The following is a 26,416-nucleotide window of genomic DNA, read 5'->3' as shown; positions in this document are numbered from 1 at the left end:
AACCGTTTACTTTACAGAATAGAACAGCGAGCAGTATAGCGGACTAGCGGCCGTGGCAACATCCAGCAAATGCCGGGGAGTACTGCGCTGGCGGAAAAAAATGCCTGACGAGACGCCAGGCAAAAGCAGGGAGCCATGGATAGGCCATGGCTCGAGCATGATAGAAAACAGCATTTGAGGTGTTAAGCAGGTTCAGAACAAATATTGTAAACCCGATGTGACTGACGGTCGCGCCAGTGGCTTGCCCATGCCCCCCAAAGACCTGCATCCGACAAACCCACCAGCTTCGGCCAAAAAGTGAACAAACATCAACTCGCTGCATGACAACGCCATATCATGACGTATCCTGTATGGCGGATATCACGTTTCTCTAGAGCGACACAGTGCGCAGGGACAAGAATGATGAGCCATTGGCACAGATACGGTATCGCGGGTTCCTGTCTGGCGACCCTGATACTGAGCCCGGCGGCAACCGCCGATAAGGAGACACAGCGCTATCGGGTGCAACCCGGCGACACTCTCTGGGAGATAACGGAACGCTACCGCGGTATCCCGGAAGAGTGGACGATCGTGCGCGACACCAACAAGGTAGTGGAGCCACGACACATACAGCCCGGCGATATTCTGGAAATTCCTCCGTTGCCGGAACTCTCGGCCGAGGTGCGTCATGCAGAAGGTGAAGCCTGGCTATTCAGGTCTGATGGTCAACGCGTCACGCTCACCGATGACATGACGGTGGCGCCGGGAGAGACGGTGGAAACCGGTACACAGGCCTTCGTCTCGCTGAACCTGCCACACGGCGAAAATGTGGTGCTGCCCTCCCGCTCCAGGGTCACACTGAAACAGCAGAACCGCCAGGATTCCCGGTTGTACCTGGAGCGCGGCGAGATAGAAGCCCGCGTGCCACCGCAACGCAATCAGGACGAAGTGTTGAATATCGACACGCCGGCCGGGATCGTCGGGGTGCGCGGCACCCACTTCCGGGTTGCCGGAGCGGACGATGGCACTCGAGTCACGACCCTGGAGGGTGCTGTCAACCTGAGCCGCGACACCAGCTCCCGGGACATACCCGCCGGGCGGGGCGCCCTGTCACGCGCTGATGCCGGTATACAGGAAAAGCAGCTGCTGGCCGCCCCCGAGGTGCAGGAAGAAGCCTTCTCGGTCACTCAACCCTTGACGGTCACCCTGTCCTCCTTGCCCGAGGCCGAGACCTACCGGGTACAACTGGCCAGAGACCCCGACTTTCAAACCATCTTCCGTGACAAGCGCGGCGAGTCTCCCAGGATGACGTTCGAGTCGGTGCCACGGGGCTTCTACTATGTCCGCGGCTCTGCCGTTGATGAACTGGGGTTGGAAGGTCGCTACGATCGAGAACTGGTACTGCATCGCCCTGTCGAGGCAAGCCTGCGGGTCGATGGCCAGGACTACACCTTCGAGTGGACCGAGATACCCGACCTGAGCTACCGGCTGGAACTGGCGGAAGAGGCATCATTCGAGGATCCCCTCATGAGCCGATCCTTCACCGCCAACCAGGGCGTGACGCTGCGCAACCTGCCGATCGATGACTTCTTCTGGCGCCTGCAGGTGGCGCCCGCCGACACTGACACGACCGGCGCCACCCTGGTGGCCTCCGGGAGGCAAGGTGCACCAAGCCAGCCATAGCCTGTTTCGCGACCTGACCCGAACCTGGCTATTGATCGGCCTGGTACTGCTGGCCGCCACCTGGTGGGCGGGCCAGCAGCACTGGATGGCCGATCATGAGTTGTATGACCGCCTGCTGACCCGGCAGGACTTCGCCACCGACGATGACATCCTGATCGCGGCCATCGACGAACGCAGCCTGGAAGCGCTGGGCCGGTGGCCATGGTCCCGTGACGTTCATGCCCGCTTCCTGGACCAGCTGGGCGGCATGAACGTCAATGCCGTGCTGTTCGATGTCGTATTCGCCGAAGCCGCCAGTGGCTCACAGGACCAGCGTCTTGCCGCCGCGCTGGAGCGTTACGGCCATGCCTTCCTGCCGGTGATCCACGACAGCTCCCCTGGACGGCTGTCGGCATCGACCTATCTGCCACCCATTAATCCCCTGCGCGAGGCGGCTCGCGGCATGGGGCACATCAATATCCGCTCCGACCGGGACGGCATCGTCCGCCATGTCGCGCTATATCGAGACGACATTCCCCAACTCACGCTGCGCCTCTACCAGCACCTGGCCTCCCGAGGGCTGGTTTCACCCCAGGGGGCGACCGAGTCATTGCTGGAGCATGCGAGCACGCACCCGGATGTCCGCATTCCCTATCGCGCCGGGGCCTTCCATTATCCTCGGGTTTCCTATGTCGATATTCTGCAGGGACGCGTCCCCCCTTCCCTGCTGGAAGAGCGTATCGTGATGATCGGAGCCACCGCCAATGGCCTGGGGGACCGGCATCCAACCCCCTTCGGCGGTGATGGCGGCGGCATGCCGGGCGTGGAGATACAGGCCAACCTCTTGAACGGCCTGCTGGATGGCGACATCATTCGCGAGCCCCCGGCCTGGTTGACCTCTCTGCTCTCTACCCTGCCGCTGCTGCTGTTCATGGGTCTGGTATGGGTGTGCAAGTTTCGTCACATGGCCAAGTTGACGCTGCTGGTCCTGTCCTTGGTCATGGCCGCCGCCTGGGCATTGCTCGCCCATGGTTGGTGGTGGCCGCCCCTGGCTGCACTGTGCTCGGTGATCATTGCCTGCGTGCTGATCAGCTGGCGCTGTCAGGCCACTGCCCTGCAATGGTTTCAGCAGGAGATCGACCGCCTGGAGCAGGAGCCCAGCCTCATCCCCGAACCCGAGCCGGCACAGCAGGCAGAATGGGGGCTGGTTCTCCATCAGCGCCTCCTCTCTCTGGAGCGCGCTATTACCCGCATCCACGACACCCGCCAGTTCATCGCCGACTCCATCGACTCGATGCCGATTGCCACCCTGGTGGTCGATGTACAGGGTCGTATCATCCTGCCCAGCCACCAGGGCAGGCGCCTGCTGCAACAGCATCACGTCAACGCTGGCGGCAATATCAAGGACCTGCTGGCCAGAATGACGGCAGAAGGCCCCGCCTTTGCGCAACAGGCACCGCCGGAGGACGACGAGCTCGCGGCCCTCGAGGACACCCTGTACACGAGCCAGGATGAGCGCCACTACCACCTCAAGGTGTCATCCCTGGTGACTGCCGTGGACGCTTTCGAGGTCGGCTGGTTGATCGGTTTTGTCGATGTCACCAGTGAGCGCCAGGCCGAAGAACAGCGTGCCAGTCTGCTGCGCTTCCTCTCCCACGACCTCAAGGCACCGCAATCGAGCATCCTGGCCCTGACGCAGCTACAACAGAGCCCGGAGTCGCGTGTTACGGAAGAGGTGCTGCTGGAACGGGTCGCCCAGCAGGCACGCAATGCACTGTCATTGACCGACAGCTTCATGCAGCTGACCCGAATCGAGTTCGGCGCCATGGAGCGCGACTTCCTGCTGTTTTCCGACGTGGTCCTCGAAGCCATCGACCAGGCCTGGCCGAAAGCCCGTCAGCACGGTATCCGCATCGACAGTGATGTCGAGGATGAAGGCCCCATGGAGGGTGATCGTGCCTACCTGCTACGCGCCATCTACAACCTGCTAGATAACGCCCTGAAATACAGTCCGACTGACAGCACTGTATCGGTCACCGTCAGAGAGACATCGGACCATTTGAGCATCGAAATTCAGGATCAGGGGGTCGGCATTCCAGCAGAGGACTTGCCGACCATCTTCGACAGCTATCAACGCAGCACCGGTGCCGATCTATCGGCCGGCTACGGGCTCGGGTTGGCCCTGGTCAAGTCCGTGATCGAACGCCATGGCGGCACCATCGAGTGTGACAGCACCGAAAATGTCGGGACCTGCTTCCGGCTGCGCTTCACGGCGCGCCCCGAGTTGCTGGCCGAAAGCTGAGAGACCGACAGCCCGGCACCGCTCAGCTCCCGCGAATCTGAATGACGAGTTGCGCCATGCGCTCGCAGCGGCTGACTCGTTCGACCGCATCACAGGGCGAGACACCGCTGTCGGTCAGCACGATGTCAGCGGTTCCGGCATCATATGCCGCCGCCAGGAAAGTCTGCACGCTGCGCCTCCGTTCGGAATGAGTCGCAGCCTCCGGATAGCTGGCAATAGCCAGCGAGGGCGAGCGAAAATCCCGTTTCAGCAGCCTCGTGAACTCCTCCAGCAGGCGTCGTCCCTCGGCCGTCAGCTCACCGTCTTCGGTAAAGGAACTCTCGAGCGGCAAGCGATAATTCTGGACGACACCCTCGCCCTCGATCGACTCGGCCTGCCAGTTCGAGAAGCGCAACTTGCAACGCGCACTGCGCCAGTCGGCGCGCTCGACACGCCCTTCGCTATCGAACGCCAGACGATACTGGCACCGCATGGGCTCATGATCTCCCCGGGCTTCCAGGTCGAACAGATAGTGCCACGCGCGCTCCTCGGCGAACCCCGCAGAAAAATGCGGCGTGCCCAGCAGGTCGCGCACCCTGTCCCGACCATCCCCCGGCTCGATGGACATGACAGCCTCCGGCGACTCCAGCGTCGCGGCCCTGAAGTACGCATTATCCGGTTCGGGAAACGCCGCTTGCGTCGTCGTCGTGCCGGCGCAACCACCCAATATCCCGGACACCATCACGAAGACGGTACAGGGGGCGATCTTCATCACTTGCATCATGTTCACTGGAAGGTCCTCCCACGGCTAGGCAATGACCGACAAAGGCCGACGATGACGGCCCGGCGCCAGACATGCCGAATGGTTCTTGAGGGGCTCACTGGCAACCCCCGTGGTGACACTCGCCGACCCATCCCTCACTGATGCCATTGGCTATCCGGGATGCGCTGCAAGTGCAGATGGCTCGCCAGCCGAATACTCGGGCGCAGCAGAAACTGCACGCTGCCGATGATAAACAGCCATATCGCCAGGGTTTCATGGCGGGGAAACAGGAACAGGATACTGCCCACCAGAAACCAGATAGCGACGAGAAAGTCATTGGCGATGCTGAGCGTCTCGTAGCGCCGACGGATCACCAGTTCTTCATGTCCCAACTGGATCGTCAAGGGATTATCGATATCGGACCTGGGCACACTTCCTCCTCGTTCAGGTTGTCACGGGGCGCCGGCCAGTTGCCAGTCATTGTCCGTCAGCGCCACGCCACCATCGGGAGTGACGCGCACGGTATCACTCAGGCCGACGCCCCATTCGCCCGGCAGGCGCAGACAAAGGGGCAGATGAAAGACCATGTCGCTCTCGAACACTCGGTTCTGCCCTTGCGCGATGAAACCGGTTCCCTCGACCCAGCTCGGCGGGAACTGCGCGCCCACGGCATAGCCGAAGACGCCGGAAAAGAACACCCGATCCGCATGCGGGGCCAGCACCGCATCGGCGGCACGCGCCGCCTGGTCGAAGGTGTTGCCGGGGCGCATGGCATCACGCAGCACCAGACTCAATTGACGGCACACATCCCCCAGGGCCAGCATCTCCGAGCTGGGCCGTCCCGCCACGGCCGTACGCATCATGGGCGCCGTGTAACGTTCGTAGGCGGCTCCGAACTCCAGGAAGACAGGCTCTTTCTCTCTGATCACGTGGCGCTTGTGATTGACATGGATGATGCCGATGCGCGGCCCGGTGGTGACGATGGGCTGCAGACTCATGAATTCGCTGCCCGCCGCCAGCATCGCCCTGGCGCCCTCGGCGGCGACCTCATTGTCGGTGACGCCCGGGCGAATCACCGCCTCCGCCGCCTTCAGTCCCAGCGAGGTCAAGCGCGCACTTTCCTGCAGACATGCCAGTTCAGCGGGACTCTTGATGATCCGCACACCATCGACCAGCGCGCCACCATCCTGGCGAAAGCGCTGAGCCCCCAGGCGTGACTGCAGTTCACTGATCACGCCGTGACGCAAGCCGGCATTGTAGGCATCCAACCCGATGACCGCATGGGGCTCCAGCGTCGCTGCCAGCGGCTCGACCACTTCCTCGATGCTTTCCCACCGATACCCCAGGCTCTCATCCACCATGGCGGTGACCACCGCAGGCCCTGTCTCGATGGAGGGCACCTGCAGCACGAGCCGATCCTGACTGATGACCAGACAGGCATGCACTGAGACCTCGAACGTATGGTAACCGGTCAGGTAGTAGATGTCGGCCGGATCGGTCAGCAGCAACGCATCGAAACCCTGCTCTCCCATGCGCTGGCGTATGGCACGACGACGTGACTCGAACTCGGCCGGAGCAAAGGGCAGCTCCTTACCTCCCTGGGTGGCGGCGAGAGCATGGCGATAAGCCTGATAATCCATGGGAAGACTCCTGATGACGGACAATGCCTGTTCAGGCAGACCCCAACAGTGTATGCGGCCGGGACACAATCTGAAATAAGACTGTTCGCATCTTCGCGTGTTTCGTAAAATCCTGCGCAACACTAGCGGCAACAGGACAAGACAATGGGCAGAGCCTTCCAGAACCGCAAGGAGTCCATGGCCAAGACCTCGGACGCCAAGGCCAAGGTCTACGGCAAGTACGGGCGCGAGCTCTACGTCTGTGCCAAGCAGGGCGGCAGCGACCCGCACTCCAACCTGACGCTGCGGGGGCTCATCGAGCGCGCCAAGAAGGCGCAGGTCCCGTCGCATGTCATCGACAAGGCGCTGGAAAAGGCCAGCGGTGCCGGTGGCGAGGACTATGCCCTGGCACGCTACGAAGGATTCGGCCCGGGCAGCGCCATGGTCATCATCGAGTGCTTGACCGACAACCCGAACCGAACCATCGGCGATGTGCGTACCTGTATCAACAAGTGCAAGGGCAAGCTGGGAACCCCCGGCAGCGCCAGCCACATGTTCGATCACTGCGCGATCTTCGCCTTCGACGGTGAGGACGAGGAAGGCGCGCTCGACGCCATGATGGAAGCCGATGTCGATGTCACCGATATCGAGAACGAGGATGGACGCATCACCATCTTCGCCCCGCATACCGAGTATGCCAAGGCCAAGCAGGCCCTGATCGACGCCTATGGCGAGCTGGACCTGGAAATCGATGAGATCCAGTTCGTGCCGCAGACCACGACGCCGGTGACAGGCGAGGATGCCGCCCTGTTCGAAAAGCTGCTCGACATGCTCAATGACCTGGATGACGTGCAGAACGTCTTCCACAGCGCCGAACTCACCTAAGCCGGGGTCAGGCCAGACAGCCCGAAGGGCCGTGCCAATACCAGGGTAGGCGCTGTCGCACAGCAGGCCGGGCGGCTGCCTGGCCATCCCGCTGACTAGCCCAGACGCCCGCCTCCACGGTCGCCTTCGGGAGTGCCTTCTCGAGCGCGTATGACCTGGCTGATCAGCATGTTGCCGGGCTCCGGCCGGCCCAGCAGAAAGCCCTGCAACTCATCACACCCCAGGGTCTCCAGAAAGGCACGCTGCTGTTCGCTTTCCACGCCTTCGGCCACCACGCGGTAGTTGAGGCTTCGAGCCATGCTGACGATGGCCTGCAGCAGCGTCTCGTCTTCCGGCGACCCGGGCACATCATTGATGAAGCTCCGGTCCACCTTGACCGTATCGATGGGTAGTTGCTTCAGGTAGGCCAGTGACGAGTAGCCGGTGCCAAAGTCATCGATGGCAATATTGACGCCCAGGGCGCGTATACGCTGCAGGAGCGGCAGCACCAGGTCGATGTTATCCACCAGCATGCTCTCCGTCAGCTCGAGCTCCAGCATGTCCGGGGCCAGTCCGGACTCCCGCAATATCCGCTGGATATCACTCCACAGGCCGTCTTCACGCAGCTGCTTGGGCGACAGGTTCACCGATACCGGCACTGCCTCACCCTGCTCGGCCCAGTGCGCCGCCTCATGGCATGCCTGCTCCAGTACGAAGCGGCCTATATCGACGATCAACCGGGTTCCCTCGGCAATCGGAATGAAGATGTCGGGGGGTACCAGACCATGTTCCTGGCTTTCCCAGCGTACCAGGGCCTCGGCGCCGACGATTCTGCGACCCGAGATTTCGAAACGCGGCTGGTAACGCACGAAGAGCTCACCCTTGTTCAGGGCTTCACGCAAGCCCATCTCGTAATTGAGGCGCTGCTGTTGCCGCGCATCGATGCTGGGGTCGAACAACACGATACGCTGCCGCCCCCGCTCCTTGGCCACGTACATGGCCTGGTCGGCGTTACGCAGCAGAGTCTCGGCGGTACCACCATGCCGCATGCTCAATGTGATGCCGATGCTCACCGAGTTGAGGCATTCATCCTCGCCCGCCTCGAAGGGCATCTCGAGGGTCTTCATCACCCGCGAGGCAATCGACATGACCTGGGCCTCGGTATCGATATCCCGCAGCATCACGGTGAATTCATCGGCACCGAACCGAGAGATGACATCCTTGGCCTGGACGCAGGTGCGCAACCTGTCAGCGACCTGGCACAACACCTGATCCCCCCGGGAGTGCCCGTACTTGTCATTGATATCCTTGAAGTGGTCCAGGTCGATGAACAGGATGGCCGTCATCGTCGACGCCTGTTCCAGTGCTTCTTCCAGGCGCTGGGAAAACAGGCTGCGATTCGGCAGACCCGTCAACTGGTCGTACCAGGCCAGATGTTCGAGACGGTGCTCGGCCAGCTTGAGCTCGGTGATGTCGTTGAAACGCAGGACATACCGCGCCTCACCGGATGACTTGGGCAGCGTGGTCACCGAGACCAGTACCGGCAGAATGCCGCCCTGGCGATGCGCAAAGAAGCATTGCCCCTGCCAGCGACGCTGCTTGTCCAGTTGATTGGCCACTTCAGGGTGCTCGAGCAGAAATGACTGAATGGCCGACGTCGCCTGGCTCTGGTCATAGCCGCTCAGTTCGCTGAAGGCACGGTTGGCGATCAGCGCATTATGCCGGTCATCCAGCACGATGATGGCCTCGGTGGTCTCGGCGAAGACATTCTGTACCAGCCCCAGACGCTCCTGGGTCTCCTTGAGTTCGGTGATATCGGTCGCGATACCGCCCAGCAGATGAGGCTCTCCTCCGCCATCACTGATCGGAAACTTGGTGACCAGGAAGGTTCTGACACCATCCGGCGTGCGGATCGTCGCCTCGTATTTCACCGCTTTGCCGGAGTCCAGCACGTCCCTGTCCGAGGAGCGTGCCTGATCGAGCATGTGTTCCGGCAGCACCATGTCATCGCGTTTGCCGACCATGGCCTCGGGAGACGACCAGAGGGTTCGCGCATACTGCTTGTTGACCAGCCGGTGGTAGCCTTCAACATCCTTGACGAAGATGCATTCGGGGGAATATCGAATAATGCCGGAAAAGAAGGAGTCCTGCTCATGCGCCTGCCACAGCCCGGCGTCGCTGGTGCGTTCCAGGCGCTGGCCGGTCGTCGCCGGGTCACCCGACACCGATGACCGGCCGGGCCGCGTCTCGGGGCGAAGAGCCGCCTGTGCATCACTCAGCGGGTCCGCCAACAAGCGCCCCGTCAAATGGCGCACGGCAAACAGCCAGATGCCGACCAGCACCACAACCGTCAGGCAGGCCACGACCAGCATGCTCAGATAGATGTCGCTCCATAGCGGCGACGCGGTATTCGGCAACCAAGAGCGAACCTGGTATTGGGTACTGTTGCCGACCTGCCATGTATGGTGTCGCAGGATGCCGGAATCCTGCTCGACCAAGCCCCGAGCGTCACGCATGCCGGCCAGTGCCTCCAGCTGGCCGGCGCCTGTCTCGCGCGATACCAGGACGGTGTCGTTGCGTTGCAGCGTTACCGCTGACGCGCCGAAGGTGCTCATCAGGACGCTGGCCAGCCAATCATTGTCATTCAAGCGCACCAGAGCATACAGCCAGGCCGGCCCCTCCGCGCTCACTTGATGATCCAGCTGGACCGGCAATACCAACCACTCACCAGCAGACGTTTCGGACGCCTCCGTCACGCTCTGCCACTCGTTGACCGTGACATTGTCATTCAGCACCGCCTGTACCCGATCCGGGCTGATCTGCCGCGATGCCACGACCCGCTCTTCGCGATACCCGAGCGCCAGTGCATCGATATGTCGGCGCCCCCCGTTGGCCAGTTGCTGCTGCAAGACCGACCGAATCCTGTCGAAGTCGGCATCCCCCAGTTCCTTGTGCAAATCCGGCGAACCGGCAATCGCCCGGCTCTGGGAGCGAATATCCATGAACCGTTCGCCCAGCACCTCTTCCAGGAGGCGCTGGTCACGCTGCAGTGTATGCTGTTGAGACTCATGCAGAAGTTTTTCTGAACCAAGGTACGCCATGACCAGCGGTGTCACGGATGCCAGCGTCAACAGCACGATTCCCAAGCCCCAAAGCCACTGGGAAAAACGTGAAGCACGCACTCGATAGTCTCCAAGACGGTATCAGCGATGCCTGACGAGCCACGCCAATCCTGAGAGGGCGGGGGTCCCCACCCCCGCGGTGAAAAAACGTTAACCTTTCAAAATCAGGTTATCCGTCCCAGAGTTAAGATAATGCTGATAGAAAACGCAATCTATATTGCGTTGAATGTCCGCCACAGATGCACAGTGGGTCACGCAGCTGCCTGAAAACCAGTATCGAGCGCCAGCTTCAACGCAATCACTGCCATCATCGTGGCGATCCCGCCGTCGATCAGCCGCCAGGCACGGGGTGTCGCCAGCCAGGGCGACAGCAGGGCGCCGCACCCGGCCAGCAACCCGAACCACAGGACCGAGGCACTGCCCGCCCCCGCAACGAAGGCCGCCTCACTCTGCTGTTGAGCACCGACCGAAGGTATCAGCAGCAGAGTGTCCAGATAGACCTGGGGATTGAGTACCGTCACGGCCAGGGTCGCCAGCATCACTCCGACCAGGCTGCGTTTCTCGGCTTCCGCACGTTCGAGCCCCTGGCGGCCGGCGATGGCCCGATAAAACCCTTGCACCGCCAGCCACATCAGGAACGCCACACCCAGCCACCGCAGCACTGCCATGGCTTCCGGCATGGCCACCAGCATCGCACTGACCCCGAACATGCCCGCCGTGATCAGCAGCAGATCGGCGCTCATGCATAGCCCTGCTGACCACCAGTGGTGTTCGCGACGCACGGCTAGCCCCAGTACATAGGCATTCTGCGCGCCAATGGCAATGATGATGCCGCCGCTGACCAAAAGCCCCGTCAGATAACTTTCCCACATCGGTATCGTCCTTCTGGTATCACCGGAATGAGGCCAGCGTAGCGGGATACCGCTATACTTAAAAATCATTCTCTTTAGCCCACATTAATTTTGCTTATGCTGGACTATAAACTGCTCAGCGCCCTGGCGACGGTCATGGAATGCGGCGGGTTCGAACGCGCCGGCGAGGCACTCGGCCTTTCCCAGTCCGCCGTCTCACAGCGCATCAAGGCACTGGAAATTCGTCTGGGCCAGCCGGTGCTGGTACGCCACCCGCAACTGGCGGCGACCCCCGCCGGACAGCGACTGCTGAATCACTATCAACGCGTCTGCCTGCTCGAGCGCGAGCTCGGCCAGGCCCTGCCAACACTGGAAGTCGCCTCGCCCCGACTGCGTATCGCCCTCAACGCCGATAGCCTAGTGACCTGGTGGGCCTCGGCCGTCACCGGCTTCTGCCGACGCGAGGAAGTATTGATGGACCTGGTGGTCGAGGATCAGGACGTCGGCCTCAAACGCCTGCGAGATGGGGATGTGGCCGCCTGTCTGTGTGCCAACGACCAGCCGATTACCGGCGCACGGTGCGTGCCGCTGGGCTCGATGACCTATCACCCTATGGCCACGCCCGAGTATGCGGCCGACCATTTCCCCGACGGCCCCTGCGAGGCGGCCTTCCGACGGGCCCCCGCCATCGTCTATGGCCCCAATGACCAGTTACAGCACCGCTTTCTCGCCCAGTTCGGCTACCACGGCCCCTTCCCCTATCACCTGTGTCCGGAGTCGGAAGGTTTCGTGCGCCTGGCCTGCGCCGGCATGGGATACGGCATGATGCCGATGATGCAGGTCCGAGACGCCGTTCGGCGTGGCGAATTGATCAGCCTGGCGCCACAGCATGCGCTGGAGGTTCCGCTGTACTGGCACTTCTGGCGTCACAGCGGCGAACTGATGGAGCGGCTGACACAAACGTTGAGCCACTCACCCCTTGAGTAGGTTATCCGCGACGCATGACGCAAAAGGCCAGCGTGGGACGCCGGCCTCTCAAGCAACCTATATCAGGTTACGCGATCAGGACTGGGGCTCGAGCTTGTCCTGGGTCTTTTGGGCGAAGTCGCTGGCGTGGTGACGCTCATGCAGCTGCATCTCCGGCTCCCCGAAAGTTCGGTTGACCATGCGGCCGCGCTGGACCGCCGGTCGAGCGTCGATGTCCTGTGCCCAACGCACCACGTTTTCGTAGGTATGTACCTGCAAGAACTCGCCCGCGTCGTAGAGACGGCCCAGCACCAGCTGGCCATACCAGGGCCAGTTGGCAATGTCGGCAATGCTGTAGTCGTCTCCCGCCAGATACCGATTCTCGGCCAGATGCCGATCGAGGACATCCAGCTGACGCTTGGTCTCCATGGCATAGCGATCAATGGGGTATTCGAGCTTTTCCGGTGCGTAGGCATAGAAATGGCCGAAGCCACCCCCCACGAAGGGAGCGCTGCCCATCTGCCAGAACAGCCAGTTCAGCGCCTCGGTACGTGCCTTGAAAGCTGTCGGCAGGAAGTCCCCGAACTTCTCGGCCAGATACAGCAGGATGGCGCCGGACTCGAAGACACGCGTCGGCGTCTCGGTGGAATGGTCCATGAGGGCCGGGATCTTGGAGTTCGGATTGACCTCGACAAAGCCGCTGCCGAACTGCTCGCCATCCCCGATCCGGATCAACCAGGCATCGTACTCTGCCGTGGTATGGCCAAGCTCGAGCAGTTCCTCGAGCATGACCGTGGCCTTGACGCCATTCGGCGTCGCCAGGGAATAGAGCTGGAAGGGGGGCTCACCCACCGGCAATGCTTTTTCGTGGGTCGCCCCGGCAATCGGGCGGTTGATGCTGGCAAACTGACCACCACTGGCCTGCTCCCAGGTCCAGACCCGGGGTGGTGTATAGGTGTTGTCCTGGCTCATGCCCTCTCCTCGATCACAATGGTTGCCGTACTGACACACACAACGTTAATGGGGACAAGTTAGCGCCCTATCAAGCTGGACGCTAGGTTTTCACAATATCCGGCTCGGCGCTTGCGTCATTCAACCGGGCAGGCTCTCGCCAGGCGTGTCAGGTGTACCTCCACGGACAGCGCCAGGGAAGTCAGGGCTGCCAGCCTTTCACGCCCCTCGGCATTGGCACGGTGAAGATGTGGCGTCATGGTCAGCAGATCGGCGATGGGCTCGGGGCCGGAAAGCTCGAGTCGATAGCGCAGCGTCTCCCTCGAATGTCTGCTAAAGCCCTCGGGCGCGGCATTGTCGTCTTTGCGGGGTGGCTTGAGGCTGGGATAGATGATCTCGCGCAACTCGCGCAGATGATCCGGCCCGGCCTCGACCAGCAGCAGCTCACCGCCGGGCTTGAGAATGCGGGCAAACTCCGCGTATGCAGGAAAGCCAAACAGACAGAGCACACGGTCGAGACTGGCTGTTGCAACCGGTAGATGTGCATTGGACGCCACGACCCAGGTGGCCGCCTTCAAGCGTCTTGCGGCGTCGCGCACGGCCCACTTGGAAATATCCACCCCCAACAGGGCAAGTGGCGGTGCGATGGGAGCCTCTGCCGCATCCTCGACCAGCTGGCGAAGGTAGTAGCCCTCGCCACAGCCGGCATCGAGGCAACTCAGCGTGGCCTCATCGGCGACGCCTGACAGAACGCTGTGACTCACCGCCTCGGCGATGGGCCGATAGTGACCAGCTTCCAGGAAGCGCTGCCGTGATGCCACCATATCCTTGCTGTCACCCGGGTCACGGGAGCGCTTGCTGTTCACCGGCAGCAAGTGCACATACCCCTGTCGGGCCACATCGAAACTGTGGCCGGCCGTGCAACGCCAGGCACGCTCGGCATGCGTCAGCGGGCCACCATCCAGCGGGCATACCAGCGCCTTGAAGCCTGTCACTTGCATGTCATCAACACCCATCATGCGGCTTGAAGCCGGGCCACGGGCCCGAGCACTTGCCAGAGGTAAAAAAAGAGCCTGCTTGCCAGCAGGCTCGGAAACAGCAAACAGGATATTGCGAATCAGGCAGGGTTTACCACCACATGTCGGCTTGCACGCCCACAATAAGATCACTTTCGTTACGCTGATCTCCATCCAGATAGGTGGCGAGGAAGCGGGTTTCCGGCGTCGGGCCAAAACCGGTGTCGACCTTGAGCTTGGGACCGGCCGTCAACTTGTAATCATAACTGTTTGATTTTACGCCTGAAGCATCCTCCTGGCGGTTATACTGGTAACCGGCTTCGGTGACAAAATCCAGGTTGTCGCTGATCGGAAAGGTGGGACGCACCATCGCCGAGGCCCAGCTATCGATGCTGCCGTTTTCCTTGTCGTTGTACTGCCCCTGCAGCGAATGGAACACGCTGACGCCGTTATCGAAGAAATAACCGCCCCAGACCAGGGCACGAGTGGACATGTCCCCGCTTTCCACGGCTTTCACGCATGAGGTACCGCAGGCGGTGCCGGTGATTTTGTTGCCGGTGATATTGCTGCCCGGCGCGTAGGTGTTATAGGTGGTGAGCGTACCGCCCAGCAGTTGCCCGGACCCCAGGCCCTGGCCCACCTGGCCGATATACTTGGTAAAGCCCTTGTCGGACAGGCCATAGACACTCTCCGAGTGCACGATGGCGCTCAGGTCATAGCCACTGGAGGCATACTCATTGGCGACACCGTTCTCTTCCACGATGTTGTCGGGCAGGTGCTTGCCCATGGCATGCAGTTCGACTCCGCCGAGGTCCACCCCCACGTGCACGGCGTGCATGACATTGTTGCCGTCGCCCCAGAACCCGGTATCCCCCGAGTCATCACTGGCGATGTAGGCAAAATCCCACTTGTTGCCGCCCAGCTCGATGCCTTCCACCCCTGCGCCAGTACCTGACATGTCGGTGTAGAAGAAGTCGGTCATGAAGATGTAGTTGTCCTTGCCATAAAACCGCTTGCCGCCCCACACCGTGCCGGTCTCGGTGTACCCGTCGAACTCGACAAAGGTCTCGATCATGCCGATTTCACTGTTGGCCGCGTCGGCATTGGCCCCCAGCTGGTTGGTGGCATATTGCGAATTATCGGCACCGGCGCGGGTCTTGATGCGCACCTGCTGTCCCTTGTCGTTTTCGAAGTTCTTCTGCAGGGCCAGCTCGAAGTGATTATCCGACTCGATCCCCAGTCGACCCAGCCGCTCCTTGGAGCCGGGAAACTTGGAGCGCTTGAAGTCGTCATTGGCGTTGAACAGAACGCCCGCTCGGAAATAGCCGTGGAACTCGAATCCCTGTGACTTTTCTGCATAGACCGGCGTGGAGGTCACGCCCGCCGAGACAGCCAGAAATGCGAGAGTCATTTTTGTTAGTTTCATGGTAACTCCACCAGGTAGAAGACTTGAGCAAATGAAAGCGCTTTCATTTACGGGCGGACAAAACCGCAAATGGATGCCCTGCTGATGATCATGAAACCGCTTTCATAAAGGAATTAGACATTCGTCTTGTGTATGAATTTTCAGTGTCTCGAGGGTGCCGGTGAGATGGAGGCAGGCGGGCTTGCCACGCACACGGGATCAGCCTGCGCCCCTGGGCGTCAGTGATCGATCATCGGATTGGAGTCCTGGTGGGAGGCAGCGGATGCGCGATGATCCGCTGCCTTGAGACGCCCGCTTGCAGCGGGCAGTGACACGCCCCGGGGCGTGTCATCCTGCGTGGCCGGACAGGGCCGGTTACTCCCACTCGATGGTGGCGGGCGGCTTGCTGCTGACGTCGTAGGTGACGCGAGAGACGCCGGAGAGCTCGTTGATGATGCGGTTGGAGACCTTCTCCAGCAGCTCGTAGGGCAGGTGCGCCCAGCGGGCGGTCATGAAGTCGATGGTCTCCACGGCACGCAGGGCGATGACCCATTCGTAACGGCGGCCGTCACCGACGACACCCACCGAGCGTACCGGCAGGAAGACGGCAAAGGCCTGGCTGGTCTTCTGATACCAGCCGGCATTGTGCAGCTCCTCGATGAAGATGGCGTCGGCCTCGCGCAGGATGTCGGCGTATTCCTTCTTGACCTCGCCGAGGATGCGCACTCCAAGCCCCGGCCCCGGGAAGGGGTGGCGATAGACCATGTCGTAGGGCAAGCCAAGCTCGACACCTAGCTTGCGCACCTCATCCTTGAACAGTTCGCGCAGCGGCTCGACGAGCTGCAGCTTCATGGTCTCGGGCAGGCCGCCCACGTTGTGGTGAGACTTGATGACATGCGCCTTGCCGGTCTTGCTGGCGGCGGACTCGATCACGTCCGGATAGATGGTGCCCTGGGCCAGGTACTCCACGCCTTCGATCTTGGCGGCCTCGGTATCGAAGACATCGATGAAGGTGTTGCCGATGATCTTGCGCTTGGCCTCGGGGTCATCCACACCCTCGAGCAGTGTCAGGAACTGGTCCTCGGCATCGACCCGGATCACGCGCACGCCCATATGGCTGGAAAAGGTCTTCATGACCTGATCGCCCTCGTTCTTGCGCAGCAGGCCGTTGTCGACGAAGACACAGGTCAACTGGTCGCCGATGGCCTTGTGCAGCAGCGCGGCCACCACCGAGGAGTCGACACCACCGGAGAGCCCCAGCAGCACATGACGGTCACCGACCTGCTCACGCACCCGCGCTACCTGGTCCTCGATGATCTGCGCCGGGGTCCACCAGCGCTCCGCCTGGCAGATGCCCAGCACGAAGTGTTCAAGGATCCGCTGACCCTGGAGGGTATGCGTCACCTCGGGGTGGAACTGTACGCCGTAGAACCGCTTCTCTTCCCAGGCCATGGCGGCAACCGGACAGCTGGCAGTGGATGCCACGACACTGAAGGCATCCGGCACACGGGCCACCTTGTCACCGTGGCTCATCCACACGTCCAGCAGGCGCTTGCCGGTATCGGCTTCGATGTGGTCGGCAATATCCTCGAACAGGGCACTCTGGCCATCGAGGCGGATCTGCGCATAGCCGAACTCGCGCTGGTTCGAGCCCTCCACGGCACCGCCGAGCTGCTCCGCCATGGTCTGCATGCCATAGCAGATACCCAGCACCGGCAGGCCCATCTCGAACACGCACTGCGGTGCGCGTGGCGAGCCCAGTTCGGTGACCGACTCGGGCCCCCCGGCAAGGATGATGCCGTTGGGCGCATACTCACGGATTTCCTCTTCCGTGATATCAAAGGCGCGAATTTCGGAGTACACCCCGATGTCGCGAACCCGACGGGCGATCAACTGGGTGTACTGGGAACCGAAGTCGAGAATCAGGATCTTGTGGGCGTGAATGTCTTGCATGAAATGGCCACCGCCGTTGTGGACTCAAGCATCGCGGCTTGGGTCACGGTCTGCTCGGAACAAAGAGGGAAGAATGAAGAAGGAAGAGACACCCAGAGCGCCTCCTCCCCCTCTTCTTCCCTCTTATCTCTTACATCTTCATTCTCGGGCGGGCCTTAGCCCGCCCGATAATTTGGGGCTTCCTTGGTAATCTGCACATCATGCACATGCGACTCGTTGAAGCCGGCTCCGGTGATCTTGATGAACTCCGGCGTGGTGCGCATCTCGTCGATGCTGTGGCAACCGGTGTAGCCCATGGAAGCACGCAGCCCGCCCATCATCTGGTGCACGATGGCGCCCATCAGGCCCTTGTAGGGAACCCGGCCTTCGATGCCTTCCGGTACCAGTTTTTCGACTCCTTCGCTCTTATCCTGGAAGTAGCGATCACTGGACCCCTGGGTCTGTGACATCGCGCCCATGGAGCCCATGCCGCGATAGGCCTTGTAGGTCCGACCCTGATAGAGCTCGACCTCGCCCGGCGCTTCCTCGGTACCGGCCAGCAGCCCGCCGGCCATCACGCAGCTGGCACCTGCGGCCACGGCCTTGGCCAGGTCACCGGAGTAGCGGATACCTCCGTCGGCAATCACCGGTACATCGTAGGACTTGAGGGCTTCGGCAACATTGGAAACGGCCGTGATCTGGGGCACCCCCACGCCAGCCACCACCCGGGTGGTGCAGATCGAGCCCGGGCCAATGCCCACCTTGACGCCATCGGCGCCGGCCTCGGCGAGCGCCCTGGCTGCCTCGGCGGTGGCAATGTTGCCGCCGATGACCTGGATCTGCGGGAAATGCTCCTTGACCCAGGCCACTCGGTCGATCACCCCTTTCGAGTGGCCATGTGCGGTATCGACGATGACCGCATCCACACCGGCCTCGACCAGGGCCGCGATGCGGTCGGCGGTTTCGGGGCCGGTGCCCACTGCGGCGCCGACCAGTAGGCGGCCGTCTGCATCCTTGGCGGCATGCGGGAAGGTGCGAGCCTTCTCGATGTCCTGGAAGGTGATCAGACCGCGCAGATGGAAGGCATCGTTCACGGCCAGCATCTTCTCGACGCGGTGCTCCTGCATCTTGGACTTGATGACCTCGAGGCTGGTGCCCTCGGGAACCGTGACGAGTTTCTCGCGCGGCGTCATGATATCCGCCACGCTGTCGCCATGGTTGGGCTGAAAGCGCATGTCGCGCTCGGTCACGATGCCAACCAGAGTTTCGCCTTCCACCACGGGGAAGCCCGAGAAGCCATACTCCCTGGCCATGGACAGCAGATCGGCCAGCTTGGCCTTGGGCCCGACCGTTACCGGGTCCTTGACGATGACGCTCTCATGCTTCTTGACCTTGCGAACCTCGGCCGCCTGCTGGGCGATGGTCATGCTCTTGTGAACAATGCCGATACCGCCTTCCTGCGCCATGGCAATGGCCAGGCGGGCTTCGGTGACCGTATCCATGGCCGCCGAGGCCATCGGAATGTTTAGAAAGAGGTTGCGGGTCAGGCGCGTTCTGAGGCTAACATCCTTGGGCAGGACATCAGAGTAGCCGGGCAGGAGGAGTACGTCGTCGAACGTAAGAGCTTCTTGGGCCATACGTAGCATAGAGGCAACACCCGTGAGCTGTGGAGGGAGGTAAAATTAATCAACCATTATAACGTGAGCACCCGATTTCGGGCAATGTGATCGACGACGGTCCATCCTTGCTTGCTTGGCTCGCTCCGAACGCGATGTCCGACGATCCAGGCGCCGCCGCTGGCAAGCCAAAGGGTGGCGGCACGATGTCCGGCCAGACGTCGCAGCCGGCCGTGAGCATGGCCGGCGCCCGTCAAGTCCTCTACAGTACGCCCCAACGCTCCATTGCCGTGAGACAGCCCATGCCGGTCAACGACGACACACCACTCAGCGTCAGTGAACTCAATCGCCGCTCCCGCCAGCTTCTCGAGAGCGGCATCGGAGAAGCCTGGGTCGAGGCCGAGCTGTCCAATGTTTCGCGGCCGGCCTCCGGGCATGTCTACTTCACTCTCAAGGATGAAAACGCCCAATTGCGCTGCGCGATGTTTCGCCAGCGCGCCCGCTTCGTGACGGCCCCGATGCGCGACGGCGACCGGGTCAAGGTGCGCGGCCAGGTCTCGCTGTTCGAGCCGCGCGGCGATTTCCAGCTGATTGCCGAGGCCGTGCAACCGGCCGGCGCAGGCGAGCTGCTGGCCGCCTACGAGCGTCTGAAGGCCAAACTGCAGGCCGAAGGGGTCTTCGCCAATGAGCGACGGCTGCCCTTTCCGCCGCAGCGACTGCTGATCCTGAGTTCACCAACGGGAGCCGCCATTCGGGATGTGCTGGCCGTTCTCAAGGCACGCTGGCCACTGGTGCAGGTGACCCTGATCCCGGTACCGGTGCAGGGCAATGAAGCGGCACCGGCACTGATCGCGGCGCTGGGTTTGCTCAATCGTCAGGCGGCTCTGTCTCCCGAGCGCGATGCCATCCTGATAACCCGCGGCGGTGGCAGCCTGGAGGATCTGTGGGCCTTCAACGACGAACACCTGGCCCGCGCCATCTTTCACTCACGCTTGCCGGTTATGGCGGCGGTTGGCCATGAAGTGGACGTCACCCTGTCCGACTTTGCCGCCGACCAACGCGCCCCGACCCCATCGGCCGCTGCCGAACGACTCGTGCCCGATGGCATCGCCCTGCGGCAACGGCTGACGCAACTGGAGGCCCAGCTGGGTCGCGCCCTGCGGGCCCAGCTGAATGCCCGCGGGCAGCGACTCGACCATTTGCGCGCCAGGCTGCGCCACCCCGGGGATGTCCTGAGCTTTCGGAGCAATCAGCTCAAGCAGCTCGAGGGCCGACTGTATCGCGCCATGCAGTCACGTCTCAGCCAACAGCGCCAGCATGCTGGCCAGCTTCACCAGCGCCTCAAGGTGCGTTCACCACAACGCCAGTTGCAACAGGCCGAGCAGCGACTTTCACAGGCCGCACGACGGCTCGAAAGCGCCATTCCCAGGGTTCTGATGCGCCATCGCGAGCGCCTCGCGGCTGTCTCGCGTGAACTGCAGGCCGTCAGCCCGCTGGCGGTGCTGGGCCGCGGCTACTCGATCCTGGAGACCTCGGGGGGCCGGGTCATCAAGCAGGCCCGGCAGGCCAGGCCCGGCGAGCGGCTATCGGCTAGGCTCGGGGAGGGTCGCCTGACACTCGAAGTAGTGTCCTCGGAAGATGGCTCACTGGTCCAGAGCGGCAGTGTCCCGCCGACTCAGTGCTTGAACGACGACGGCTCGAGCTCATGACGCGCCAGTAACTTGTAGAAATCGGTGCGGTTGCGCCCGGCAATACGCGCTGCTTGCGTCACATTACCCTCGGTGATCTTCAATACCTTGACCAGATAACTGCGTTCGAAGCCAGCCCGGGCGTCATTGAAGGTCGGGAGGGCATTTTCCTCGGCCACCAGCGCCTGGGATACCAGCGCCTCGGGGATGATCGGCGAGCTGGTCAGCGCCACGCACTGCTCCACCACATTGACCAGCTGCCGCACATTGCCCGGCCAGGCACTGGACGCCAACAGGTTGATCGCCTCCCGAGAGAACCCCTTGACGAAGGGCTTGTGGCGCTCGGCGGCCTGGGCGACCAGATGCTTGGCCAAAAGCGGCACATCCTCGGCACGCTCCTTGAGTGCAGGCAGGCGGAGATTGACGACATTCAGGCGATAAAAGAGATCCTCGCGGAAATCGCCGCTTTCCATGGCCTGTGTCAGGTCACGGTGCGTGGCCGAGATCAGGCGCACATCGACGGCAATGGACTGCGTCGAGCCTAGCGGACGGATCTGCCGCTCCTGCAGGGCGCGCAGCAGCTTGATCTGCAATGTCAGCGGCATGTCGCCGACTTCATCGAGAAACAGCGTGCCCCCATCAGCGGCCTGGAAGAGCCCCTGATGATCGCTGATGGCACCGGTGAAGGCACCCTTGGCGTGGCCGAAGAGCTCGCTCTCCAGCAACTGCTCCGGCAGAGCGCCACAATTGATGGCAATGAAGGGCTTGTCGGCCCGCCGGCTGGCCTTGTGAATGGCCCCGGCCATGAGCTCCTTGCCGGAACCCGAAGGCCCGGTCACCAGCACGCTGACATCCGAGGCGGCGACCATTCTGGCCTGCTCCAGCACCCGCTCCATATCGGGGCTGCGGGTAATGATCGCCTCGCGCCAGCTATCATCCTCGCCACTGGCCGCCTGGGTGTGCGACAGGGCATCCTCGATGGTGGCAAACAGCTCTTCCCGGTCCAGCGGCTTGGCCAGAAAACCGAAGACCCCCTGGCGGGTGGCACTGACGGCATCCGGGATCGAGCCATGGGCCGTCAGGATGATCACCGGCAGGCCCGGCAGACGCCGCTGAATTTCCTGGAACAGCGCCATGCCATCCATTTCATCCATGCGCATGTCGGATAACACCAGGTCCGGTCGTTCCGCCTCCAGTTGCTTAAGTGCCGCAGGACCACTTTCGGCCGTGGTCACGCGATATCCGCGGCTCTCGAGCCGCATGCCCAGCAGCTTCAACAGGCTGACGTCATCATCCACCAACAGGATGTGGGCGGCTTGATCGGTCGTGGCTGTCGGGGTTCCGCCAGGGGTCATAAGTGTCTCCGGATTATTCGGTTCACTGTCGCGAATTGATATTGCGCTCGATATCTGTCATGGCATCCAGTTTCTCATCCAGGGCCTGCTTCTCGGTTTCCAAGGCTTCACTCTCCTGCACCATCTTGTACAGGCGGTACTGCAGTTCGCGGCGACGCTCCAGCTCGTTGAGCCAGAATTGCAACAAGGGCTGAAGACGCGGGGGCGCCGCCTCCAGGTCAGCCTTGAGCAGCTCGGAGGCCTGCTTCCACTGGGAAACCGGCCCCCATGCCAGCGTGACTGCTCGGGCCAGGCGCGTTTCCGACTGCTCGCCATCGAGACGCGCCAGCATGTCGCTGCGCCACTCCTTGTCGCCGCGCTGCGAAGCCAGACCCAGGGCCACCCATTCCTGAAGCATGCAACCGGCATCCTTGAAGCCGGGAACCTCGGCGTCGCATAGCACGGCTTCTTGTTCAGGTGCCGCCGCTTCCCGGTCATCGTCAGGCGCCATCGGAAGCCACTGACAGCCTGACAGACCAAGAACCGTCAGACAGATCATCAAGACGCGCTTTGGCATGGTTCAGTTCCTCGCGTTTCTCCCCGAAGGAAGGTCATGCGATATTATTCTCGGTGCCATTCTTCGTCGGTCTGCGGTAACGTCAGGCGAAAACAGACCGCCAGTCGATCCTCGACAAGCTCCAGAGTGCCCTCCTGCAGGCGCGCACAATCCGCCGCCACGGCAAGCCCCACCCCGGAACCTTTCAAGGCACCCTTGCGACGAATGCGTCCCTGATAGAATGCCTCGAAGAGGTGCTGGCGGTCCTCCTCGGCAATGGCCTCGCCGCTGTTGGCCACCTCGAGCGTCAAGGATGTCGAGCAGGAACGACCCCGAATTTCCAGCTGGCCTCCATCTTCACCATAGGCAATCGCATTGGAGACCAGATTATCGAGTATGCGGCTTGTCGCCGTAGGGTCTATCCACCCATTCAACGGTCCATCGAAACACTCGACCTGCATCCCCTTGTTCTGCAGGGCCAGTCGATGCTTGGCCAACACCTCCTTGACCAGCGTCGCCAGATCCCGCAGCTCGCTTTCCAAACGCCGGTTATGCTGCAGCAGGTTGTAGTCCAGCAGTTGCTCGATGAGTTGCTGAAGCTCTCCCCCACTGGCATCGATCAACTCGAGTATCTCGCGCTGATGCTGGGTCAGTTCCCCCGCGACACCATCGGTAAGCAGGGAAGAGCCCTCGCGCACACTGGCCAGCGGCGTCTTGAGCTCATGGGACATGTGCCGGAGAAACTGCTGCTTCTGCTCCTCCAGCTCATCCAGACGGGATGACAGCCAGTCCAGGCGATCCCCCAGCCGCACCAGCTCGGCGGGCCCCTGCACCGCGACCTTCGCCTGATGCTGGTCGTCACTGCCGATGCCCAGAATATACCGCTCAATCTGGCGTATGGGCCGGATGATCAGCCCCGTGAACAGCAGCATCAACAACAGGCTGGCCGAAACCAGAGCCGCGGTCTGCCACCACAGGCGCGTCTGAACGTCCTTCGCCCGCTGACGGATGTCGTCGAGGCGCCGGTCGATTCGCTGATTGGTGGCTGCCTGCATGGCCTCGGTCTTGTCGGCAAGCGACAGGAAGGCGGTCAACCGCTCCTTGAACGCCTCAAGCGGCAGATCCGGCAACTCGGCCAGCTGGTCCAGCTGATCGCCCAGTGCCCGCACATCCGGATCATCGGGCAATAGCGAGCGCTGACTGGCCAGCAGACGGCGGAACTCCGCCAGGCGCTCGTCATAGATGTCGAGCAGGCTGTCATCCTCGACCACCGCGTACTGACGGGCGGCACGTTCCATCTTCAAGGCCAGGGCACCCAGGGTGCGTGCCCGCCGGGTTTCCTCGACGGCCTGGTGGGCACTCACATCGGCCAAGCGAGACAGCTCGGATAGCGCCTGCCCTGCCTGGAACATCAGCACCGCCAGCGGCAGCATCACCATGAGAAAGGCCAGCAGCACCAGCTGCAGCAGAGAGCGGGGTCGCCAGCGGCGAGAAACGGCTGAGGGCATGGCAAGTGTTCTATGCGGGAGAACATTGGAAAGCACTGTTGTAACGCCCGAGAATACCAGAAATGCAGCACATCACTCGCCCGGTGGCTATCGCAGGACAGCAACGCCAACCGCACCATCCAAAAAAAAGGCCGGCAGGGCCGGCCCAATACGCAGGGAACTGAAGGGTAGAAAAGCACCCGACAAACAGACCTGATTCCATTTGCAGGTTGACTTTTCGGGCCCCAAACAAGGCCCTCGAAGATGCCTGAAACCCTTTGCCACCAGGGGCGGGCTCCAGACACCAGGACAGCGAACCGCCCTGCTTCGACCTGGGTTACCGCCGCCAGGCGATAACCGAAAGCCATTATCCCGAATCGGGGTTTGGCATCCATGCCAGAGCATCCATGCTCTTGTCGGTACACCTCCGTGACGCGAGTCGGTACCGTCTCATCGCAACCTAAGTCACACATCGCTGGAGCAGACAACAGCTGCATCAGGGCAAGACACACAGGGCAGTGATGGTTACCCCTGTTACAGCCGGTAACGATTCGAGCCGTGAGAATCGTTGCATGTCGCTCGACCAATACGATGCGAGCTTCATGCCAAAAATCTCATAAATAACTCAAAAACAATAAGATAAAATACCCGCCTGGACTGAAGGGAGCCATCAGCATAGCTCAGAATGACCAGGTAGTCGTCTATCTGTCGCATAAAGGCGACAGGTAATCGCCACAAAACCGTAAAAAGACCGAAAAACAACGAGATAGCACGTCGCCAAAAAGTGACAAGCAGGGGTGGCAAGGCGATTGAGGGGTCAGCGGAGTGACTTGACCAGCACCTTTGACTGCCGGGCGTGGTTGTACATATCCCGCTTGAGGGGCGGCAGATCGGCCAGTTGCGCGACACGAAAGCCGTGCTCGTAAAACCAGTGGGCCGTGTGGGTGGTCAAGGCAAACAGTGCGTCGAGCCCCTGCTGCCGGGCGCGGCGCTCCACTTCCTCGAGCAGCAGGTCGCCACGCAGGCCGCCACGGTAGTCGACATGCACGGCGACACAGGCCAGCTCGCCCATGGCCGCCTGGGCGAAGCCATGCAGGGCGGCACAGCCGATCACCATGCCGTCGCGCTCGATGACTACATAATCATCGATTTCATATTCCAGACGCTCGCGAGAGCGCGGCACCAGCATGCCACGCTGCTCCAGCGGCTCGAGCAACTCCAGCAGGCCTCCGACATCGGCAACCTGCGCAGCCCTCAGCTGCTCATAGTGATGACGCGAGATCATGGTGCCCACCCCGTCCCGAGTGAAGAGCTCGGCCAGCAGCGCATCATGATCCCGCCAGGACAGAAGGTGCGTGCGCGCCACGCCACGACGGGCAGCGGCACTGGCCGCCTTGAGGTGGCGGGGCATTTCATCACCCGGTGCGGCATCGCCACGCCACCGATGCGCCTCATCCGGGGTCAGTTGGCGCTGCAGCTGGCCCCGTTCATCGACCAGGCCACAGGCGGCCCCCAGGAGGATCAGCTTGTCGGCCTGCAACGCGGTGGCTACCTTTTGGGCGACTTCCGCGGCATCCAGGTCGAACACTTCACCAGTACTCGAGTATCCCAGGGGTGGCAGGAGCACCAGCGAGCCCTGCCCCAGAAGCCCGTTGATAGCGGTGTCACGCACCCGGCGCACCTCGCCGCTGCGGGCAAAGTCGACCCCGTCGCGCACCCCCAGCGGCTTGGCCATGACCAGATTGCCCGACACCACCGTCATTTCCACGCCATGCAGGGGCGAGTTGGGTAGCCCCAGGGACAGGCGCGATTCCAGCCACAGGCGCTGTTCGGCCGCGACCCGCTCGACATGATGCATCACCACGTCATTGGCGACCCAGCGGCCATCATGCCGAGTGGGGGTGACACCCGCCGTCTCGAGGGCCTCGTTCACCTGGGGCCGAATCCCCAGCACCACCACCAGACGCACCCCCAGGGTGTGCAGCAGGGCCAGATCCTGGATGAGCTGTTCACCCCGCCCCTCCGCAATCGCCTCGCCCTCGATCAGAATGACGAAGGTACGGCCTCGGTGGGCGTTGATGTACGGCGAGGAATTGCGAAACCAATCGACGAAGGGAAAGCGAGTGTCCAAGGCCGCGCTCCGGCAGCAAGTGAAAGAAAGCACGTGGTTGGACTATACCAGACGCAAAGCCGGTAGGTGAGCAAGGCTGCAAGTCGCCGATCACAAGAAGGAAGAAGGAAGAAGGAAGAAGGAAGAAGGAAGAAGGAAGAAGGAAGAAGGAAGAAGGAAGAACCAGCTTCACCTCAGCCTCTTCGAGGTCAAG

The 26,416-nt window shown here is 62.0% G+C and carries 19 protein-coding genes; 5 read left to right on the top strand and 14 right to left on the bottom strand.

What is annotated here, in order from left to right; translation table 11 throughout:
- Positions 1 to 402: 402 nt before the first annotated feature.
- Both QWY74_RS01275 and QWY74_RS01270 read left to right on the top strand, forming a co-directional pair.
- Entirely contained in the window at positions 403 to 1,662 is a 1,260-nt protein-coding gene (locus QWY74_RS01275) for a FecR family protein (protein WP_290313602.1), read from the top strand.
- Positions 1,643 to 3,943, top strand: a complete 2,301-nt coding sequence (locus QWY74_RS01270; protein ID WP_290313601.1) for a CHASE2 domain-containing protein — start codon at positions 1,643 to 1,645, stop codon at positions 3,941 to 3,943. Before QWY74_RS01275 ends, QWY74_RS01270 begins: the two co-directional genes overlap by 20 nt.
- Before the next feature lie 22 nt (positions 3,944 to 3,965).
- Here the strand turns inward: QWY74_RS01270 and QWY74_RS01265 are convergent, their stop codons facing one another.
- The 3 genes from QWY74_RS01265 to QWY74_RS01255 all read right to left on the bottom strand — a co-directional run bounded on the left by QWY74_RS01265 (position 3,966) and on the right by QWY74_RS01255 (position 6,325).
- A complete protein-coding gene (locus QWY74_RS01265) occupies positions 3,966 to 4,706 on the bottom strand; it encodes an outer membrane protein assembly factor BamE (protein WP_290313616.1) in 741 nt (246 codons plus the stop codon).
- Positions 4,707 to 4,840: 134 nt separating this feature from the next.
- Complete coding sequence (locus tag QWY74_RS01260) at positions 4,841 to 5,116, bottom strand: YrhK family protein (RefSeq protein ID WP_141321527.1); 276 nt, start codon at positions 5,114 to 5,116, stop codon at positions 4,841 to 4,843.
- 21 nt (positions 5,117 to 5,137) lie between these two features.
- A complete protein-coding gene (locus QWY74_RS01255) occupies positions 5,138 to 6,325 on the bottom strand; it encodes a M24 family metallopeptidase (protein ID WP_290313600.1) in 1,188 nt (395 codons plus the stop codon).
- A 144-nt stretch (positions 6,326 to 6,469) separates the two neighbouring features.
- Here QWY74_RS01255 and QWY74_RS01250 point away from each other — a divergent pair, with 144 nt between their 5' ends.
- Entirely contained in the window at positions 6,470 to 7,189 is a 720-nt protein-coding gene (locus QWY74_RS01250) for a YebC/PmpR family DNA-binding transcriptional regulator (protein ID WP_290313599.1), read from the top strand.
- Between the two features lie 95 nt (positions 7,190 to 7,284).
- Here QWY74_RS01250 and QWY74_RS01245 read toward each other — a convergent pair whose 3' ends face one another.
- Entirely contained in the window at positions 7,285 to 10,350 is a 3,066-nt protein-coding gene (locus QWY74_RS01245) for an EAL domain-containing protein (RefSeq protein WP_290313598.1), read from the bottom strand.
- A gap of 191 nt (positions 10,351 to 10,541) precedes the next feature.
- Positions 10,542 to 11,162 (bottom strand): LysE/ArgO family amino acid transporter, encoded by a 621-nt coding sequence (locus QWY74_RS01240; protein ID WP_264827755.1) that lies wholly within the window; start codon positions 11,160 to 11,162, stop codon positions 10,542 to 10,544.
- 96 nt (positions 11,163 to 11,258) lie between these two features.
- On the opposite strand from QWY74_RS01240, the gene QWY74_RS01235 reads away from it, so the two are divergent.
- Complete coding sequence (locus QWY74_RS01235; RefSeq protein WP_264827757.1) at positions 11,259 to 12,128, top strand: LysR family transcriptional regulator ArgP; 870 nt, start codon at positions 11,259 to 11,261, stop codon at positions 12,126 to 12,128.
- A gap of 75 nt (positions 12,129 to 12,203) precedes the next feature.
- Here QWY74_RS01235 and yghU read toward each other — a convergent pair whose 3' ends face one another.
- The 5 genes from yghU to guaB all read right to left on the bottom strand — a co-directional run bounded on the left by yghU (position 12,204) and on the right by guaB (position 19,057).
- The gene (gene yghU / locus QWY74_RS01230; RefSeq protein WP_290313597.1) at positions 12,204 to 13,079 is read right to left on the bottom strand and encodes a glutathione-dependent disulfide-bond oxidoreductase; all 876 of its coding nucleotides are present in this window, start codon (positions 13,077 to 13,079) and stop codon (positions 12,204 to 12,206) included.
- Between the two features lie 116 nt (positions 13,080 to 13,195).
- Positions 13,196 to 14,059: a putative RNA methyltransferase gene (locus QWY74_RS01225; RefSeq protein WP_264827760.1), complete on the bottom strand. Its 864-nt coding sequence runs from the start codon at positions 14,057 to 14,059 to the stop codon at positions 13,196 to 13,198.
- Positions 14,060 to 14,186: 127 nt separating this feature from the next.
- Positions 14,187 to 15,485 (bottom strand): carbohydrate porin, encoded by a 1,299-nt coding sequence (locus QWY74_RS01220; RefSeq protein WP_290313596.1) that lies wholly within the window; start codon positions 15,483 to 15,485, stop codon positions 14,187 to 14,189.
- A gap of 369 nt (positions 15,486 to 15,854) precedes the next feature.
- A complete protein-coding gene (guaA, locus tag QWY74_RS01215; protein WP_264827763.1) occupies positions 15,855 to 17,432 on the bottom strand; it encodes a glutamine-hydrolyzing GMP synthase in 1,578 nt (525 codons plus the stop codon).
- Between the two features lie 155 nt (positions 17,433 to 17,587).
- The gene (guaB, locus tag QWY74_RS01210) at positions 17,588 to 19,057 is read right to left on the bottom strand and encodes an IMP dehydrogenase (protein ID WP_264827765.1); all 1,470 of its coding nucleotides are present in this window, start codon (positions 19,055 to 19,057) and stop codon (positions 17,588 to 17,590) included.
- A gap of 272 nt (positions 19,058 to 19,329) precedes the next feature.
- Between guaB and xseA the strand changes: the two genes are divergently transcribed.
- Positions 19,330 to 20,736, top strand: coding sequence for an exodeoxyribonuclease VII large subunit (xseA, locus tag QWY74_RS01205; protein WP_290313615.1), 1,407 nt, complete (start codon positions 19,330 to 19,332; stop codon positions 20,734 to 20,736).
- Here xseA and glrR read toward each other — a convergent pair.
- The 4 genes from glrR to argA form a co-directional block, all read right to left on the bottom strand.
- Entirely contained in the window at positions 20,703 to 22,070 is a 1,368-nt protein-coding gene (gene glrR, locus QWY74_RS01200) for a two-component system response regulator GlrR (RefSeq protein WP_290313594.1), read from the bottom strand. The two genes, xseA and glrR, sit on opposite strands and share 34 nt — an antisense overlap.
- 22 nt (positions 22,071 to 22,092) lie before the next feature.
- Positions 22,093 to 22,626 (bottom strand): hypothetical protein, encoded by a 534-nt coding sequence (locus tag QWY74_RS01195; RefSeq protein WP_264827769.1) that lies wholly within the window; start codon positions 22,624 to 22,626, stop codon positions 22,093 to 22,095.
- Positions 22,627 to 22,670: 44 nt separating this feature from the next.
- A complete protein-coding gene (locus QWY74_RS01190) occupies positions 22,671 to 24,113 on the bottom strand; it encodes a HAMP domain-containing histidine kinase (RefSeq protein ID WP_264827772.1) in 1,443 nt (480 codons plus the stop codon).
- A gap of 796 nt (positions 24,114 to 24,909) precedes the next feature.
- Positions 24,910 to 26,223: an amino-acid N-acetyltransferase gene (argA, locus tag QWY74_RS01185; RefSeq protein WP_264827774.1), complete on the bottom strand. Its 1,314-nt coding sequence runs from the start codon at positions 26,221 to 26,223 to the stop codon at positions 24,910 to 24,912.
- Positions 26,224 to 26,416 lie beyond the last annotated feature (193 nt).

The organism is Halomonas almeriensis (assembly GCF_030409235.1).
Lineage (GTDB): Bacteria > Pseudomonadota > Gammaproteobacteria > Pseudomonadales > Halomonadaceae > Halomonas > Halomonas almeriensis.
Note: the sequence above shows the minus strand (reverse complement) of the source record. Positions and strands in the feature narration are given on the sequence as shown.

What these genes read in the sequence shown, in the direction of transcription:
- QWY74_RS01275 (WP_290313602.1), top strand. Translation starts at nt 403, where the DNA reads ATGAGCCATTGGCACAGATACGGTATCGCGGGTTCCTGTCTGGCGACC.
- QWY74_RS01265 (WP_290313616.1), bottom strand. Translation starts at nt 4,706, where the DNA reads ATGATGCAAGTGATGAAGATCGCCCCCTGTACCGTCTTCGTGATGGTG.
- QWY74_RS01255 (WP_290313600.1), bottom strand. Translation starts at nt 6,325, where the DNA reads ATGGATTATCAGGCTTATCGCCATGCTCTCGCCGCCACCCAGGGAGGT.
- QWY74_RS01250 (WP_290313599.1), top strand. Translation starts at nt 6,470, where the DNA reads ATGGGCAGAGCCTTCCAGAACCGCAAGGAGTCCATGGCCAAGACCTCG.
- QWY74_RS01240 (WP_264827755.1), bottom strand. Translation starts at nt 11,162, where the DNA reads ATGTGGGAAAGTTATCTGACGGGGCTTTTGGTCAGCGGCGGCATCATC.
- QWY74_RS01235 (WP_264827757.1), top strand. Translation starts at nt 11,259, where the DNA reads ATGCTGGACTATAAACTGCTCAGCGCCCTGGCGACGGTCATGGAATGC.
- yghU (WP_290313597.1), bottom strand. Translation starts at nt 13,079, where the DNA reads ATGAGCCAGGACAACACCTATACACCACCCCGGGTCTGGACCTGGGAG.
- QWY74_RS01225 (WP_264827760.1), bottom strand. Translation starts at nt 14,059, where the DNA reads ATGCAAGTGACAGGCTTCAAGGCGCTGGTATGCCCGCTGGATGGTGGC.
- QWY74_RS01220 (WP_290313596.1), bottom strand. Translation starts at nt 15,485, where the DNA reads ATGACTCTCGCATTTCTGGCTGTCTCGGCGGGCGTGACCTCCACGCCG.
- guaA (WP_264827763.1), bottom strand. Translation starts at nt 17,432, where the DNA reads ATGCAAGACATTCACGCCCACAAGATCCTGATTCTCGACTTCGGTTCC.
- guaB (WP_264827765.1), bottom strand. Translation starts at nt 19,057, where the DNA reads ATGCTACGTATGGCCCAAGAAGCTCTTACGTTCGACGACGTACTCCTC.
- xseA (WP_290313615.1), top strand. Translation starts at nt 19,330, where the DNA reads ATGCCGGTCAACGACGACACACCACTCAGCGTCAGTGAACTCAATCGC.
- glrR (WP_290313594.1), bottom strand. Translation starts at nt 22,070, where the DNA reads ATGACCCCTGGCGGAACCCCGACAGCCACGACCGATCAAGCCGCCCAC.
- QWY74_RS01195 (WP_264827769.1), bottom strand. Translation starts at nt 22,626, where the DNA reads ATGCCAAAGCGCGTCTTGATGATCTGTCTGACGGTTCTTGGTCTGTCA.
- QWY74_RS01190 (WP_264827772.1), bottom strand. Translation starts at nt 24,113, where the DNA reads ATGCCCTCAGCCGTTTCTCGCCGCTGGCGACCCCGCTCTCTGCTGCAG.